The organism is Bradyrhizobium sp. Ghvi (assembly GCF_900115265.1).
Taxonomy (GTDB): Bacteria; Pseudomonadota; Alphaproteobacteria; order Rhizobiales; family Xanthobacteraceae; genus Bradyrhizobium.
The window spans coordinates 800,870-817,352 of sequence record NZ_FOVU01000003.1 but is presented as its reverse complement, the minus strand read 5'-3'; the positions used below and the strand labels follow the sequence as shown (position 1 = coordinate 817,352).

The 16,483-nt window shown below is 63.4% G+C and carries 14 protein-coding genes; 6 read left to right on the top strand and 8 right to left on the bottom strand.

The features are described from left to right. Together BM374_RS15065 and BM374_RS15060 are read right to left on the bottom strand one after the other, a co-directional pair. A complete protein-coding gene (locus BM374_RS15065; protein ID WP_092293516.1) occupies window positions 1-312 on the bottom strand; it encodes a DUF1272 domain-containing protein in 312 nt (103 codons plus the stop codon). Window positions 313-386: 74 nt separating this feature from the next. Next, window positions 387-866 (bottom strand): Lrp/AsnC family transcriptional regulator, encoded by a 480-nt coding sequence (locus tag BM374_RS15060; protein WP_177248302.1) that lies wholly within the window; start codon window positions 864-866, stop codon window positions 387-389. A 122-nt stretch (window positions 867-988) separates the two neighbouring features. Here BM374_RS15060 and hppD point away from each other — a divergent pair, with 122 nt between their 5' ends. Further along, a complete protein-coding gene (hppD, locus tag BM374_RS15055; protein WP_092293304.1) occupies window positions 989-2,104 on the top strand; it encodes a 4-hydroxyphenylpyruvate dioxygenase in 1,116 nt (371 codons plus the stop codon). A gap of 202 nt (window positions 2,105-2,306) precedes the next feature. On the opposite strand, the gene BM374_RS15050 is transcribed toward hppD, so the two are convergent. The 4 genes from BM374_RS15050 to BM374_RS15035 all read right to left on the bottom strand — a co-directional run bounded on the left by BM374_RS15050 (window position 2,307) and on the right by BM374_RS15035 (window position 7,470). Beyond that, window positions 2,307-3,413, bottom strand: a complete 1,107-nt coding sequence (locus BM374_RS15050; protein WP_092293302.1) for a CaiB/BaiF CoA transferase family protein — start codon at window positions 3,411-3,413, stop codon at window positions 2,307-2,309. 210 nt (window positions 3,414-3,623) lie between these two features. Then, on the bottom strand, window positions 3,624-4,424 hold the full coding sequence (locus BM374_RS15045) for an FAD binding domain-containing protein (protein ID WP_092293300.1): 801 nt from the start codon (window positions 4,422-4,424) through the stop codon (window positions 3,624-3,626). Between the two features lie 135 nt (window positions 4,425-4,559). After that, window positions 4,560-6,902: a xanthine dehydrogenase family protein molybdopterin-binding subunit gene (locus BM374_RS15040; RefSeq protein WP_092293298.1), complete on the bottom strand. Its 2,343-nt coding sequence runs from the start codon at window positions 6,900-6,902 to the stop codon at window positions 4,560-4,562. Between the two features lie 82 nt (window positions 6,903-6,984). Then, on the bottom strand, window positions 6,985-7,470 hold the full coding sequence (locus BM374_RS15035) for a (2Fe-2S)-binding protein (protein ID WP_092293296.1): 486 nt from the start codon (window positions 7,468-7,470) through the stop codon (window positions 6,985-6,987). Between the two features lie 659 nt (window positions 7,471-8,129). Here BM374_RS15035 and BM374_RS15030 point away from each other — a divergent pair. From BM374_RS15030 to BM374_RS15010, 5 genes are all read left to right on the top strand, one after another. Next, window positions 8,130-8,579, top strand: coding sequence for an SRPBCC family protein (locus tag BM374_RS15030; protein WP_177248301.1), 450 nt, complete (start codon window positions 8,130-8,132; stop codon window positions 8,577-8,579). Window positions 8,580-8,874: 295 nt separating this feature from the next. Beyond that, complete coding sequence (locus BM374_RS15025) at window positions 8,875-10,590, top strand: PQQ-dependent methanol/ethanol family dehydrogenase (RefSeq protein WP_244552600.1); 1,716 nt, start codon at window positions 8,875-8,877, stop codon at window positions 10,588-10,590. A 151-nt stretch (window positions 10,591-10,741) separates the two neighbouring features. Then, window positions 10,742-11,953 (top strand): c-type cytochrome, encoded by a 1,212-nt coding sequence (locus tag BM374_RS15020; protein WP_177248300.1) that lies wholly within the window; start codon window positions 10,742-10,744, stop codon window positions 11,951-11,953. Window positions 11,954-12,133: 180 nt separating this feature from the next. Then, entirely contained in the window at window positions 12,134-12,820 is a 687-nt protein-coding gene (locus BM374_RS15015) for a response regulator transcription factor (protein WP_092293290.1), read from the top strand. A gap of 97 nt (window positions 12,821-12,917) precedes the next feature. Continuing rightward, entirely contained in the window at window positions 12,918-13,616 is a 699-nt protein-coding gene (locus tag BM374_RS15010; protein WP_092293514.1) for a response regulator, read from the top strand. Between the two features lie 156 nt (window positions 13,617-13,772). Here the strand turns inward: BM374_RS15010 and BM374_RS15005 are convergent, their stop codons facing one another. Continuing rightward, window positions 13,773-15,122, bottom strand: a complete 1,350-nt coding sequence (locus BM374_RS15005) for a hybrid sensor histidine kinase/response regulator (protein ID WP_177248328.1) — start codon at window positions 15,120-15,122, stop codon at window positions 13,773-13,775. Between the two features lie 5 nt (window positions 15,123-15,127). Continuing rightward, window positions 15,128-16,294, bottom strand: a complete 1,167-nt coding sequence (locus tag BM374_RS15000) for an FIST N-terminal domain-containing protein (RefSeq protein ID WP_092293286.1) — start codon at window positions 16,292-16,294, stop codon at window positions 15,128-15,130. Window positions 16,295-16,483 lie beyond the last annotated feature (189 nt).

The following is a 16,483-nucleotide window of genomic DNA, read 5'->3' as shown; positions in this document are numbered from 1 at the left end:
CTACCGCTTCTCCGGCGGCACGTCGCGCACCCGCGCGCAATGCGCCGCGACATCCTCGACGCTGTACTTCAAATGCACCCGCTTGTCTGACGGCGCCTGCTTCGCCGTGCACACACCCGGTCGCCATTCCTGAACGGGGCGAATCGGGCGCGGGGCGAAGCCGCCGCCGCAGTTCGGGCAGACGTTGAAGAGTTTGGTCTCGACGCAATCCGCACAGAACGTGCATTCATAGGAGCAGATCCGCGCATCCGTTGCATCAGGCGGCAGGTCGCGGTCGCAATACTCGCAGTTCGGCCGAAGCTGGAGGGCCATGATCAATTCTCCGAAAGCTGGCCGCGATCATCGCAGGTCGCGCGCTGGATGCGAATGGCGTAGTTCCCTCGATTTCAGCCAGCCTTCGAATCCTTCAGCGGCAGCTTCGCGCTTTCCTTGAGCCGATCGAGCACGATCGAGGAGCGCACATGCGCCACGCTCTGGTGCGGCATCAGGATGTCGTTGACGAGATTGGAGAGGCCCTTGAGATCGCGCAGCACGGCCTTGAGCACGTAATCGGCATCTCCAGTAAGCGAATAGGCCTCCTGGATCTCATCGATCCGGTTCACCAGCGCGCGAAAACGCTTGGAATTGTCCGGCGAGTGGGTCGCAAGTCCCACCTGGATGAAGGCGATCACGCCGAAGCCGAGCGCCTCGCTGGAGAGGTCGGCATGATAGCCCGCGATCACCTTCTCCTCCTCCAGCCGCATCCGGCGCCGCGAGCATTGCGAGGCCGACAGGCCGGCGAGGTCGGCGAGTTCCTGGTTGGTGAGGCGGCCGTCGTCCTGCAGCGCGCTCAGGATCTTGAGGTCGAAGGCGTCGACTGGAATCATGCGTCGTTTATCCAATTCGTGCACGGATCGTGCATAGGATATCGAAATCGCGTCTCATTTGCACGCTCATTGCGGATATCATGAAGGATAATTCAGCCAGCAGCAATTTGGGAGAACCGCCAATGGGTCCGTTTCCGCACGATGCACCGCCGGCCACTGTGAGCGCCGAGAATCCGATGGGCACCGATGGGTTCGAGTTCGTCGAATATGCGCATCCGAACCCGCAAGAGCTGCACGCGCTGTTCAAGCTGATGGGCTATGCGCCGGTCGCGCGCCACAAGACGAAGAAGATCACGGTCTATCGCCAGGGCGACATCAACTATCTCGTCAACGAGGAGCCCGGCACTCACGGTTACGAGTTCGTCGCCGCGCATGGTCCGTGCGCGCCATCGATGGCGTTCCGCGTGGTCGATGCCAAGGCGGCCTATGAGCGCGCGCTCGCGCTCGGCGCGGAGCCGGCGGATGTGTCGTCCGCACAGAAGACGCTCGATGTGCCTGCGATCAAGGGCATCGGCGGCAGCCTGCTTTATCTGGTCGATCGCTACGGCGCAGAGGGCTCGGCCTATGATGCCGAGTTCGAATGGCTGGGCGCACGCGATCCCAAGCCGGTCGGCGCGGGCCTGTTCTATCTCGACCACCTCACCCACAACGTTCACCGTGGCCGCATGGATGTCTGGGCCGGCTTTTACGAAAAGCTGTTCAACTTCCGCCAGATCCGCTTCTTCGACATCGAAGGCCGCGCCTCCGGCCTGTTCTCACGCGCGCTGACGAGCCCCGACGGCAAAATCCGGATTCCGATCAACGAGGACGCCGGCGAGTCCGGCCAGATCGAGGAATATCTCAAGACCTATCGCGGCGAAGGCATCCAGCACATCGCCTGCGGCTGCCGCGACATCTACCGCACCATCGAGGGCCTGCGCGAAGCGGGCCTGCCCTTCATGCCATCGCCGCCCGACACCTATTTCGAGAAGGTCGACGTGCGGCTGCCCAAGCACGGCGAGGACCTCGCCCGCTTGCAGAAGAACGGTATCCTCATCGACGGCGAAGGTGTCGTCGACGGCGGCCAGACCAAGGTGCTGCTGCAGATCTTCTCGGCCAACGCGATCGGCCCGATCTTCTTCGAGTTCATCCAGCGCAAGGGTGACGACGGTTTCGGCGAGGGCAATTTCAAGGCCCTGTTCGAGTCGATCGAGGAAGATCAGATCCGGCGCGGGGTGTTGAAGGTGGACGCGGCGTAAGGCTGCGGCATCAGACGCGGGCGGCCTCCACATTATCGCTGTCGTCCCCGCGAAGGCGGGGACCCATAACCACAGGGAGTGGTTGTCGCGCCAAATGGTAACTCCGAGCCCTCGCCAAACCACTTCTTGTGGCTATGGATCCCGGGCTCGCGCTTCGCGCGCCCCGGGGATGACAGCGGACTTTGAGACGATAGCGGAGACTCTATCTCTTCCACGCCTTCATCACGGCGCCAATCTCCGCCGCCTCGGGCTCGCGCGCCACTGAGGGCGTGCGCGAGAATCTCGGCGCCGGCGCCGGCTGCTTCACGCCATGGCGCTCGATGAAGACGTTGCGGGCCACCATATGCGGATGTTCGGTCGCTTCCGACATGGTCAGCACGGGCGCGAAGCAGATGTCGGTGCCTTCCATGATCCTGCACCAGTCCTCGCGCGTCTTGCTCTTGAACACGGCCTTCAGCTTCTCCTTCAGCGCGGGCCAGGCCTTGGGGTCCATCTGCGCGTCGAAATCCGCATCCGTCAGGCCCGCGTGCTGGCGCAGCAGCGCGTAGAACTGCGGCTCGATCGAGCCGATCGAGACGAAATGCCCGCAGGCGCATTCATAGACGCCGTAGAAATGCGCGCCGCCATCGAGAAAATTCCGGTTGCGGCCTTCGGTCCAGCGGCCCAGCGTCTTCATGTCGAAGAAGAACGACATCAGCGAGGCCGCGCCGTCGCACATCGCGGCATCGACGACCTGGCCCTTGCCGGACCTTGATGCTTCCAACAGCGCCGCGAGCACGCCGACGACGAGATAGAGCGCGCCGCCGCCGAAATCGCCGACCAGATTGAGCGGCGGCACCGGCGCCTCCTGTGTGCCGATCGCGGCCAGCGCGCCGGTGATGGAGATGTAGTTGATGTCGTGACCGGCGGCATTCGCCAGCGGGCCCTCCTGGCCCCAGCCGGTCATGCGGCCGTAGACCAGCTTGGGATTGCGCGCGAGCACGACGTCAGGCCCGAGGCCAAGCCGCTCCATCACGCCGGGGCGAAAGCCTTCGACCAGCGCATCGGCATTGGCGAGGAGGTCGAGCACCTCGGCGATCGCCGCCTTGTCCTTCAGATCGAGCTCGATAACCTTGCGGCCGCGGCCCGCGACCGACTTCATGCTCTTCTTCGCGCCGACGCGGTCGAGCGTGACGACATCGGCGCCCATGTCGGCCAGCATCATGCAGGCGAACGGGCCGGGCCCGATGCCGGCGAATTCGACGATTCGGAAACCCGCGAGCGGGCCGGAGCTTCGGACGGACGATGTGGCGGCTGATTTGTCGAGCACGTTGTTGTTTCCTCGGGTCGCGGGCAAGTGCCGGAGATCCGGCCAACGCCTCTGACGTTGCTCTTAAGGGGCGAGTTAATTGGCTGATTAACTCTTCTCGCCTTCCCGCCGAGGAGGCAAGCGGTTTTCATCCCGCATCGGCAAAATAAAACGGCGCGCACCGAAGTGCGCGCCGCGGAAATTTTGTGTCGAGGCGCTGACGCGCTGTTCTCAGCTAGCCGACGCCACTGCGCGCTGCGCCATCACCTTGACGAGGTTGGCGCGGTACTCCGCCGTGCCGTGGATGTCGGCCAGAAGTCCGCTTGAGGAAATGCTGACGTTGTCGAGCGCCGACGCCGACCAGTTCGCCTTCAGCGCCGCCTCGATGGCGCCGACCCGCATCACCCCGCTCTGCGAAGCGCCGGTTGCGGCCACGCGGATCTCGCCCGACTTCGTCTGTGCGACGAAGACGCCGGTCAACGCAAAGCGCGAGGCCGGATGCCGCATCTTGGCGTAGCCCGCCTTCGCCGGAACCGGGAACGACACGGCCGTGATGATCTCGCCGTCTTCGAGCGCCGTGGTGAACAGGCCCTTGAAGAAGTCCTCCGCCGCAATCGACCGCTTGTTGGTCTTCACGGTGGCACCGAGCGCGAGCAGCGCGGCCGGATAGTCCGCGGCAGGATCGTTGTTGGCAATCGAGCCGCCGATCGTGCCGCGGTAGCGGACGGCGGGGTCGCCGATCATTGACGCCAGATAAGCGAGCGCGGGGATCGCCTTCTTCGCGGCATCGCTGGTGGCGACGTCGTAATGCGGCGTCGCCGCCTTGATGGTCAGCGTGTCGCCGGAGGCCTCGACGCCGATCAGCTCCTTGATCTTGCCGAGGTCGATCACATCGGAGGGACTGGCGAGCCGCTGCTTCATCACCGGCAGCAGCGTCTGCCCGCCGGAGAGGAATTTCGCCTCGCTGCTCTTGCCGAACAGGCTGGCGGCTTCGTCGACCGAGGAAGCGCGATGATAGGTGGTCTGGTACATCTTGTTGCTCCTGGAATCTTTGCTCTGTCATTCCGGGATGCGCCGAAGGCGCAGACCCGGAATCTCGAGGTTGAATTCGTGGCTCCGGATTCCGGGTTCGACGCTTCGCGTCGCCCCGGAATGACGATGGCGAAGTTAAGCCGCGTGGATCGTGCGCCACACCCGATCGGGGGTTGCGGGCATTTCCAGATTGTTCTTGCCGATCGCATCCGTGATCGCGTTGATCACGGCCGCGGAGGCGCCGATCGCGCCGGCCTCACCGCAACCCTTGATGCCCAGCGGATTGCCCGGGCACAGCGTCGTGGTGTGGGAGAGGTTGAAGGAGGGCACGTCGTCGGCGCGCGGCATGGCGTAGTCCATGAACGAGGCCGTGACCGGCTGGCCGTTGGCATCGTAGACCGCATGCTCGAGCAATGCCTGCCCGATGCCTTGGACAAGGCCCCCATGGACCTGGCCCTCGACGATCATCGGGTTGATCAGCCGGCCGAAATCGTCGGCCGCGACGAAGTTGACGAAGGAGGTCTTGCCCGTTCCGGGATCGACCTCGAGCTCGCAGATGTACGCGCCGGCCGGGAAGGTGAAGTTGGTCGGGTCGTAGAAGGCGCTTTCCTTCAGGCCCGGCTCCATCCCGTCAGGGAGATTGTGCGCGGTGTAGGCCGCGAGCGCGACCATCGGCAGTGCAATCGCCTTGTCGGTGCCCGTTACCTTGAACTCGCCGTTCTCGATGACGATGTCGGCTTCCGACGCCTCCAGCGCATGCGCGGCGATCTTCTTGGCCTTGGACTCCATCTTCTCCATCGCCTTCAGGATCGCGGTGAGACCGACAGCCGCGGAGCGCGAGCCGTAGGTGCCCATGCCGAACTGCACCTTGTCGGTGTCGCCATGGACGATCGAGACCTGGCTGATGGGAATCCCCAGGCGATCCGCAACGAGCTGGCAGAACGTCGTCTCGTGACCCTGGCCGTGGCTGTGCGAGCCGGTGAGGATCTCGATGGTGCCGACCGGATTGACGCGCACCTCGGCGGATTCCCAAAGGCCGACGCCGGCACCCAGGCTGCCGACCGCCTTCGACGGCGCGATGCCGCAGGCTTCGATGTAGCAGGACACGCCGATGCCGCGCAGCTTGCCGTCGGCTTTCGCCTTGGCCTTGCGGGCGGGGAAGCCGGCATAGTCGATCGCCTTCATGGCGGCATCGAGCGAGGCGTTAAAGTCGCCGGTGTCATAGGCCATGATCACGGGCGTCTGGTGCGGGAACTGGGTGATGAAGTTGGTGCGGCGCAGCTGGGCCGGATCGACCTTGAGCTGCCGCGCGGCCGTCTCCATCAGACGTTCGATCAGATAGCTCGCCTCGGGACGGCCCGCGCCGCGATAGGCATCGACCGGCGTAGTGTTGGTGTAGACACCGATCACCTCGGCATGGATCGCCGGGATGTTGTACTGGCCCGACAACAGCGTCGCGTAGAGATAGGTCGGCACCGAAGACGAGAATAGCGACATGTAGGCGCCGAAATTGGCGTAGGTCTTCACCTTCAATCCGGTGATCTTGTTGTTGGCGTCGAATGCCATCTCGGCGTGGGTGACGTGGTCACGGCCATGCGCATCGGTGAGGAAGGCCTCGGTGCGGTCGCCGGTCCACTTCACGGGGCGGCCAACCTTCTTCGAGGCCCACAGCGCCACCATCTCTTCGGGATAGATGAAGATCTTCGAGCCGAAGCCGCCGCCGACGTCGGGGGCGATCACGCGCAGCTTGTGCTCGGGGGCGATGTTGTAGAACGCCGAGAGCACGAGACGGGCGACGTGTGGGTTCTGCGAGGTCGTGTAGAGCGTGAAGTGCTCCTCCGCCGCATCGTAATCGGCGATCGCCGCGCGCGGCTCCATCGCGTTCGGGGCCAGGCGGTTGTTGGTGACGTCGAGCTTGACGACATTGGCGGCCTTGGCGAAGGCGGCATCCGTCGCGCCCTCGTCGCCGATCACCCAATCATAGACCTGGTTGCCGGGAGCTTCGGGGTGAAGCTGCGGCGCGCCTGATTTGATCGCGGCTTGAACGTCGGCGACGGCCGGGAGCTCTTCATAGTCAACGACGACGGCTTCGGCGGCGTCGCGCGCCAAATTCTTGCTGTCGGCGATCACGACCGCGACGGCCTGACCGACGAAACGCACCGTCTCCGGCGCCATAGCCGGCCATGCGCCCATCTTCATCGGGCTGCCGTCCTTGGAGGTGATGGCCCAGCCGCAGATGAGGTTGCCGACCTTGTCGTCGACCAGCTGCTGGCCGGTGAGCACCGCGACGACGCCCGGCATCTTCAGCGCGGCGGACGAATCGATCTTCTTCACCTTGGCGTGCGCGTGCGGGCTGCGGATGAAATGAGCGTGGGTCATGCCCACCAATTTGATGTCGTCGACGTACCGGCCCTTGCCGGTAATGAAACGCTTGTCTTCCTTGCGCACGACGCGCGCGCCGATGCCTTCAACACCCATGTCTGGTCCTCCCCAGGAGTTTCCTTGACTGCGCTTTCACTCGAAAGCAGCAGCGGTGGTTGTTCTTTCGAGGCTAGCCGCTCTACTCGGCCGCCTGCGAGACCTTCATGCGTCCGGCTGCATCCAGCACGGCCTTGACGATATTGTGATAGCCGGTGCAGCGGCAGATATTGCCTTCGAGCTCCTGACGAACGGTGGCTTCGTCGAGCTGGCCACCATGGCGCTGCACGATGTCGATCGAGGACATGATCATGCCGGGCGTACAATAGCCGCACTGCAGGCCATGATTGTCGCGGAAGGCGGCCTGCATCGGATGCAGCTCGTCGCCTTTGGCGATGCCTTCGATGGTGGTGACGCTGGCGCCGTCGGCTTGACCCGCCAGCATGGTGCAGGATTTCACCGCCCTGCCGTCCATGTGTACGACGCAGGCACCGCACTGACTGGTGTCGCAGCCGACATGGGTTCCGGTGAGGTTGAGGTGATCGCGCAGGACGTGAACCAGCAGCGTGCGGTCCTCGACGTCGACGGCAACGGCCTTGCCGTTCACCGTCAGTTTGACTGTAGACACAGTGAAGTCCTCCCGAATGTTTGTCGTTATTCCAATTAGAGACAGCGCGAACGAAACTTTGCAACTGGGATTTTGGTGACGGCGCGTCATCGAAAGGTCATCGTGGCGGCTGCCGCCGATGCGCGATTCGGTCACGCGGATCCGTGCCGCCGCCGATGTATGGCGCGACCTCGTGGTGAGCTTTGGAAAAGGTGCTCGCTGCGTCTTTGACGGCGTGTGCTCAAAGGCCCATCGCGCGAAACGCTTGCTTGTCGTGCCTTACGCCTCGCCCGGTCGCACGTCGATTTCTCCCTTGGATGCGTTGTTCGTTGCGCGAATAGGAGCACGCGTCCATGCCGTTGTAATCGCGATCTTGGTAGTAGTCGGCCGCGGATTAAGTCATTGATTTCATTTGCGGCGATGCAGCAAGTCGCGGCGATCGGCGATGTCCCGGTGTTGAGTCCACCCCGTCATTTCGGGGCCCGAGCGGTGCGAGGGAGCCCGGAATCCATCGGGCAGCAAAGTAGGTGGAGCAATGGAGTCTCGCGACGTCGTCGCGCCCCGGAATGACATCGATTGAATGAGGCGCGGCAAAGCAGCCCTAGTACTTACTGGCGATTGATCGTAGCCGGGCGCCACCTTAGTCGGAGCTGACAAGCAACAGCAAAGGGATGGAAACGATGCAGATGAACGACAGCCAGCGTATCCCGGCATCGAAAGCCAAGGTGTGGGCCGCGCTCAACGATCCCGATATCCTCAAGCGGTGCATCCCTGGCTGCCAATCGCTCGAGATGTCGTCGCCGACGGAAATGACTGCGACCGTGGTGCTGAAGGTCGGGCCGGTAAAGGCGACGTTCGGTGGCAAGGTGACGCTGACCGATATCGAAGCACCGACCAGCTATCGCATCGTCGGCGAGGGCGCCGGCGGTGTTGCCGGCTTCGCCAAGGGCGGCGCAAGTGTCAGGCTCGAAGAAGAATCTCCTGACGTCACCATACTGCACTACGAGGCCGATGCGCAGATCGGCGGCAAGCTCGCGCAGCTCGGTTCGCGATTGATCGATTCGACCTCGCGAAAGCTCGCCGCCAATTTCTTCGAAAGTTTTGCGGCATTGGTAGCGCCATCATCCTGATTGCCGAATTCCTCCGTCGTCCCGGATCAGCGCTCACTCTGGACAACGCTACGCGTTGCCTCGAGTTCGCTTGTCCGGGACGACGGTCGAGCACGAGGCAAGGCAAGACGCAAGCCTCTACAACGGGATGAGCGTCGAAACGCGCCACTGATTCTCACTACTACCTTCCGCCTATACTAAGCGCGCAGCGGCGATGTTGTAATTCCGAACGATGGTTCGCAGACAAACTGCGCATCACGAGCGCATTGCGCTCGGGCGCTCCACGTGGCGCATGCAACAACATCGGAGGGAATACATGACCTTTGGAACGAAGGGCTTTTTGGCTGGCATTTCGATGATTGCGATGCTGGCCGCTGCGACATCCACCGCTCGCGCCAACGACTCCCTGATCAAGGCGCAATCCGATCAGAAGCAGTGGGCCGTCCCCGGTCACGACTACGGCAACACGCGCTTCAGCCCGCTCAAGCAGATCAACGCCGAGAACGCCGGCAAGCTGACGCTCGCTTATTCGTTCTCGCTGGCCTCGCTGCGTTCGAACGAATCGTCGCCGATCGTGATCGGCGACACGCTCTATGTCTCGACCTCCTGGGGCCCGAAATACGTCTATGCGCTCGATGCTGCCACCGGTAAGCGCAAATGGACCTTTGAACCGGAAATTCCCGATGACGTGCTGCAATACGCCTGCTGCGACGTCAACAATCGCGGCGTCTCCTATGCTGATGGCAAGATTTTCGTCGGCCGCCTCGACGGCAAGCTGACGGCGCTCGATGCCGCGACCGGCAAGGCGCTGTGGACGTCCAAGGTGGTCGATTACAAGCAGGGCTCGGTCATCACCTCGCCGCCGCTCGTCGTGCGCGACAAGGTCATCACCGGCTTCGGCGGCGGCGAGTACGGCGTGCGCGGTTCGCTCCAGGCCTTCGACATCAATACCGGCAAGCAGCTGTGGCAGACCTTCACCGTGCCCTCGCCGGATGAGCCCGGCGGCGACAGCTGGAAGGGCGACTCCGCCCAGCATGGCGGCGGCGCGGCCTGGCTGGTCGGATCCTACGATCCGAAGACCGACACGGTCTATTGGGGCACCAGCAATCCCGGTCCGTGGAACACAGGCGTCCGTTCGACCGGCGACGGCAATTTCGGCAAGCTGACCAACCTCTACACCGCCTCGACGCTGGCGCTCGATCCCAACACCGGCAAGATCAAGTGGCACATCCAGACCACGCCGGCCGATGCCTGGGACTACGACGGTGTCAACGAAGCCGTGCTCGCGGATCTCAAGATCGGCGGCAGCACTGTTCCGGCGCTGATGAAGGCCGATCGCAACGGCTACTTCTTCGTCGCCAATCGCGAGACGGGCAAGGTGCTCTCGGCTGAGAAGTACGTCTTCTCGAATTGGGCCAAGAAGTGGGACGTCAACACCATGCGTGCGGAAGAGGATCCCGACAAGCGTCCGGGTCCGAACCATCCGGCGAAGGACATCTGCCCGAACCTGATCGGCGGCAAGAACTGGCAGCCGATGTCGTTCAACCCGCAGACCGGCCTCGTCTATATCCCGTCCAACAATGTCTGCATGGACTGGGCAGTCTCGGACGTCGCCTATAAGCGCGGCGTGTTCTATCTCGGTGCCGAATTCCCGACCAAGGAAGGCCCCGGCGGTTTCCTTGGCGAGCTCATGGCGTGGGATCCGGTCGCTCAGAAGAAGGTGTGGTCGATCAAGGAAGACCTGCCGTTCAACGGAGGCACGCTGACCACCGGCGGCGGCCTGGTGTTCGCCGGCAACCTTCACGGCGACTTCCGCGCCATCGATGCGAAGAACGGCAAGGTGCTCTGGAGCAGGAATCTCGGCTCCGGCATTGGTGCGGGTCCGGTGACCTATGAGGTCGGCGGTAAGCAGTATGTCGCCATCGTCGTCGGTCGTACGGCCGCGATACCTGCGTTCCTGGGCGATATTGGAAAGAAGATGACGGCCGCAGCCCCCGAGGGCGGTTCTCTCTTCGTGTTCTCCGTCCAGTGACGACTGGCGCGCGTATCCAGAGGTGACAGGATACGCGCGCATTTTTTCACAGACGACAATTGCGGCATCGGCCGGCGCTTGTGCCGCAATCCTTGGCCCGAAACCCTTGGCCCGACACAGCTGCGGCCCAACCAAGCTATGGGAGACGAAGATGCGTCCGAATCAATCCGGCATCGGCACGAGCCGAAATCGCGCCATCTCAGGCCTGCTCGCTTGTGTCGCCGCGGCGTCGATTGTTTCGGCCTCGGCACTTCATGCCGAGGAGGCGCAGCCGTTCCGCCTCTGCGCCGATCCGACCAATCTTCCGTTCTCGAGCGATAGTCCGTCGCAGCCGGGGTTCTATGTCGAGATCGGGCAGGCGCTGGCGCAGGCGCTCGGCCGGCCGATCGCCTATGATTGGTACAAATCCTATTTCGGCAAGCGGACCGTGCGCGTCACGCTGCTCGGCAAGCAATGCGACGCCATGATCGGCCTGCCGCGCTCCGAGGATTTCATGGGACCGGCCGTGATCTTCTCCAGTGCTTTCGCCAAAGAGGGTTATACGCTGGTGGCGGCGAAGGGAGGGGTGATCGGCGGCGTCGACGGCCTCAAGGGCAAGCGCGTCGCGGTGCAGTTCGCCAGCACGCCGCAAAACCTGCTCGCGAGCCGTGACGATATCCAGAAAGTCACCGTGCTCTCGCCGGAGGAAGGCATGCAGGCGCTTGACCAGGGCAAGGCTGACGTCGCCTTCATCTGGGGACCTGTCGCCGGCTGGCTCAACAAGACCAGCTACAACGATCGCTATCAGATTCAGCTGACCGAAGGAGAAGGCCTGTCATGGGAAGCCGCCATCGGCTTTGCGAAGACATCCACCGAGCTTCGCGATCGCGTCGATGCCGTCCTGCCGCAGCTTCAGAAGACGATCGGCGAGCTCGCTGTGAAGTATGGCTTGCCGACGGGGCAGCCGGTGCGCTTCGGCGCGGCTCAGCCGGTGCCGGCGGGAACAACGACGGGGACGGGAACCGGCCCCAGTGTGGTGCAAGTCGCCAACGTGGTAGCGACCGAGACCAAGGGTGAGGCCAAGGGTGATGCCAAGGGCGATGCGCCTGCACCGAACGCTGAGACCGTCGATGCTGGCAAGGAGATCTTCAACGGCACCTGCGCGCATTGTCATGGTCCCGATGCCGTCCAGAGCGAGCGCAAGATCGATCTCCGGCTGCTGCATCACCGCTACGGCGAAGACATGCGCGACACGTTCTGGAAGACCGTTCATGAAGGCCGGCCGTCCAAGGGCATGCCGGCCTGGAAGGAAGTGTTCACCGACGAGCAGTTCGACAGCATCTATTCCTTCCTGCTGACGGTCCAGGCGGAATCCAACGATTGAACGGCCTTGACCGGACGGGAGCGGGAAGGTGTGCTAGCGTCCATTCGCCATCCTCCCGACGCCGAACCGGCGCAGGATGGGGCCGCTGCCGCGCATGCGGTGGATGCCTGTGCCGTGCAGTCTCGTGCGGTGGAGTCTTGTGCGGTGGAGTCTTGTGCGGTGGAGTCTTGGGAAGGCGCCATGACTAGCTTCCTGATCATCGACGATCATCCGCTGTTTCGCGAGGCGCTCGGCAGTGCGGTGCGGTTGGCGTTGCCGGAGGCGCGGATCCTCGAGGCGATGTCGATCGAGGACGCACTGCATATCCTGTCGGCCGAACAGGGCATCGACCTCGCGCTGCTCGACCTCTCACTGCCGGATGCGACCGGATTCTCCGGCTTTCTCCGCCTGCGCGAGACCCATCCGCGCCTGCCCGTCGCCATCGTGTCGAGCGAGGAGGACCAGCACGTGGTCCGCGAAGCGCTGGCGTTGGGAGCCGCCGGGTACTTGCCCAAGTCGACCTCCAAGCGCGAACTGGCGCAATCGATCGAAGGCGTGCTCAGCGGATCGGTGTCAGTGCCGAAGGATTTTGTCGTTGCGCCGCAACGACGACGGGCAGATGGCAACAAGGCGCTCGAGGTCAAGTTGCGCGAGCTCACGGCGCAGCAGCTTCGCGTGCTCGACCTGCTGCGCCGCGGTTTTCCGAACCGGCAGATCGCCCAGGAGCTTCGGCTCGCGGAATCCACGGTAAAGGCGCATATCACCGAGATCCTGCGCAAGCTCGGCCTGTTCAGTCGCAACAAGGCGATCGTCGAGGTCGGCAAGATGGACCTGCCGGATCCCAAGAGCCGGCCGTATGCGCGCATCGATCGCGGGAGGCCGCAATAATACGGTTCGTCATTTTGATCTGGATCAATCCGGTTCGCTCCGGCTCGAACATGTTTTATATACGGGGGCGCAGGCAACGATCGGGGAATGGTCCAAGGTGACGCGATTTCTGATTGTCGAAGATCATCCGCTGTTTCGCGAAGCTCTGGAAGGCGCCCTGCAGCTGGCGACGCCCGAGGCCACCATCCTGCAGGCGACCTCGATTGACGGCGCGCTCGGCCTGCTGTCCTCGACGGACGGCGTCGACTTGATCCTTCTCGACCTTTCGATGCCGGGGACGACAGGCCTGTCGGGGATCATCCGCATCAGGAAGGCGTTCCCGCGGATACCTGTCATCATTGTGTCCGGGTATCAGGACCCGCAGATCATTGGCAGCGCATTGTCGCTCGGTGTGTCCGGCTACATCCTCAAATCCTCTTCGAAACAAGAGCTAGCGCAGGGGATCAGTGAGGTCTTGCGCGGCTCGATCTGCCTGCCGGATGCGTATCGCGGGTTGGCGCGACCACAGCGGTCTGGAGGCCCCGCCCAGGAGCTGTTGAAGCGCCTGCACGACCTGACCTCGCAGCAACTGCGCGTCCTGGAAATGCTCCAGCGTGGCCTTCAGAACAAGCAGATCGCCTATGAGCTGAAGATTTCGGAGACTACGGTGAAGGTCCATGTCTCCGACATCCTGCGCAAGCTCAACGTGATGAGCCGCACCAAAGCCATCGTCGAAATGTCCAGAATTGATTTCGTGACGTTGGCCGCCGAGGGCACCGGGTCAAGGCGTGAGTGTGCCCGGCCAGATCAGCCCTGAGGTGATTTCTCCCGTTCGGGCTCGCCCTTCGAGGCGCGCCCTGCCGATGATTTTTGCCGGTAAATCAGTGTCTTGAAATGCTGTAATGTACTACCCCTACGGTGCATGGGGTTGTTTTCGCTTGTGTGGGTCCGCACTGGCCCGCGCCGCGCCTGGTTAGCTCAGCAGGAACGACAGCAGCGCCCGCATCTCGGCAGGCTTGATCGGTTTCTTCAGCACCTCGAGGCCCAGGAGGCTCGCCTCCTTCGCCGCTCTTTCAGAATAGTCGGCCGTGATGATCATGGCGGGGGTGTCGAGCTTCAGATGCTCCCGGACCTCGGCGATGGCCGACAAGCCGCTCTCGCGGTGATCGAGATGGAGATCGGCGATGATAGCGTCCGGCGCGCCGCCGAGCTCGTTGAGACACAGGAGCGCGTCCGCGGCCGATCGCGTCGGCGCGACGTCGCAGCCCCATCCCTCCAGCAGGGCGGCCATCGCCTCGGCGCCATCAGGATCGTTCTCGATCAGCAGGATCTTGGCGCCTTCGAGGCCGCCACAGTGCCGCTCGGCGAGCTTGGCCTCGTGCCTCTCGTCGCTGACTTCAGCAAGATCGGCCGATGCCAGCTCCAGAGTGAAAGTCGATCCCCTGCCGAGACGCGACGACAGCCGCACCTCGTGTCCGAGCACCGTTGCGAAACGGCGGACGATGGACAGGCCGAGCCCGAAACCGGCCTGGTCGGTCGCGCTCGCCTCGCCGCGCTGGAACTCGCGGAAGATCGCCTCCTGCTGCGTCTGTGCGATTCCCGGCCCTGTGTCGGAGACCTGAATGCAGATGCGGCCGCCCCTCGGACGGCATCCCATGATGACGCCGCCGCTGCGGGTATAGCGAATGGCATTCGCCAGCAGGTTCTGGAGGATCCTGCGCAGCATCATGGCATCGGAAGACACCGCGAGCGCGGAGGGGCGAATGCGCAAGGAAAGACCTTGTCTCCATACGGCCGGCTCGAATTCGTTTCGTAGCTGGTCGAACAGGGGAGCGAGCGCAATCGGCCGCACGTCGGGCCGCAGCGCGCCCGCATCGAGCTTGGCGATCTCGAGCAGCGAGCGCAGCAGGTCTTCCAGCGTCACCAGCGAGCGGTCGACCTGATCGATAAGGACGCCTGCTTCCTGCGATTCCATCATCTCGGTCAGCGCCGACAGCGTCAGGCGGGCCGCATTGAGCGGCTGCAACAGGTCGTGGGTGACGGAGATCAGCACCGAGGATTTCAGCGAGCTCGCGGCTTCCGCCTGCTGCTTGGCGCGATAGAGACCCTCATTGGCGCGCTCGACCGAGTGCAGGGCCTCGCGCAACTGATGCGTCCGGTCGCGAACCTTGTGGTCGAGCGCGATGGCGGTCTCGAACAACGAGAATGCGTTGAGCTGCTGGTCCATCGAGCGCTCGACGCGCGACATCAGCGCGGCATTGATCTTCCGCAGCTTGGCGGCCTCGCGCTGCAGCTGGTCCATCGAATCGGGGCCCTGCGCCATGTCCGTCACGCGGTGCGCCTTCCGATCGCGACGCCCGTAAAGGTCTGATTCACATGCATCGAGCCGAATTGCTCGCCATAGGTATGAAAGCCGACGACGCGGTTCTGCCGGTACAGTTCGGACATGTCGCGGGCGAGCTGGTGCTGCTCGGCGTCGAGGCGGCGGAGCAGACATTCAAAGCCGATATAGAGCGAGACGTCTCCGATCTGGTCGCGGATCTCGGCGAAGGTCTCACGGGTCGAGCCGACCAGGCTTTTCGACGAGGCCGCGGTCAGCACCATGCCCTCGTCGATCGCGCAGAAGAAATGCAGCGAACCGTCGGGCTCGACGCGCTGGATCGACCTTGCGTAATAGGAGCCGCCGACGCGCACCAGGACCGGATGGGATGCGAAGGAGAACGGGTCGAGCTTGGCGTCCATGATCCCGACCATGCGTGAATATTCCTCGGCCGCCGGCTCGGCATTCAACTCCCTGACCGTTCGATTTTCGATGTCGGCCTCCGTGACCACCATCTTCTGCGCCCGCGGCTCGAAATTATCGCATTTGAAGACCCGGAACGGCAGTGACGTGCTCAACAGGATCAGGAGCGCGGCATTGCTGTGTGCCTCACCGTCAAAGAACACAAAGGTCCTCTCGAAGCGCATTCCGTCGCCCGCGGAGCCGCCGACGACGGGGATATCATCGAGCGAGGCATAGATCGCGGACATCACCGCCTCTTCGCGGCGGCACAGGCCGTCGATCAGGACCAGGCCGAAGGGACTCCCGCGATCGATCTGCGGGGTCGCTCGCAGCAGCTCGTGCCGGAGCTCGCCGCCGATCCTGCGGCCGTCCTCGACCTGGAAGCTGTCGAGGTTGAGGATGGGCCGCACCGCGGCCGAGAAGTCCGAGCGGCTGAAGGCGAGGGCCACGACACTGTTCTCGTCCCAGCCGTCTGGCGCGAGCTCGCCCGCGGTGGTGCAGCCGCAGACCCGGGTCTCATCGAATTGTCGGGTGATCTCGGCGATGAAATGGTGGGGGTCGTAGCGCGGAGAGAGGAAGACCAGGATCAGCGCCAGCTCGTCGGACGGGAGCTGGCTTGCAAGCTCGGCCACGGCTTCATCGACGGTCGCGGCCTTCGATTTGGCAACGGCAACACCAGACGCAACGCCAAACCGAGACTCGGTTTGCCCCACTCCGCTTCTCCCTCGAGACCAGCTTGGTCTAACGCCAAGTGCATAATTATTGTCTGACAAGTGCCGTAAGAATAAGGCGTTTTCCGGCTAGCCGCAACACGCGAGCTCGCTCGGGGCCCGCTCCTGGAGCTGACTCTCTCCGCTCCCGGATGCAGATCGGACGAATTTACCGCCCTTTATCGATTGTGC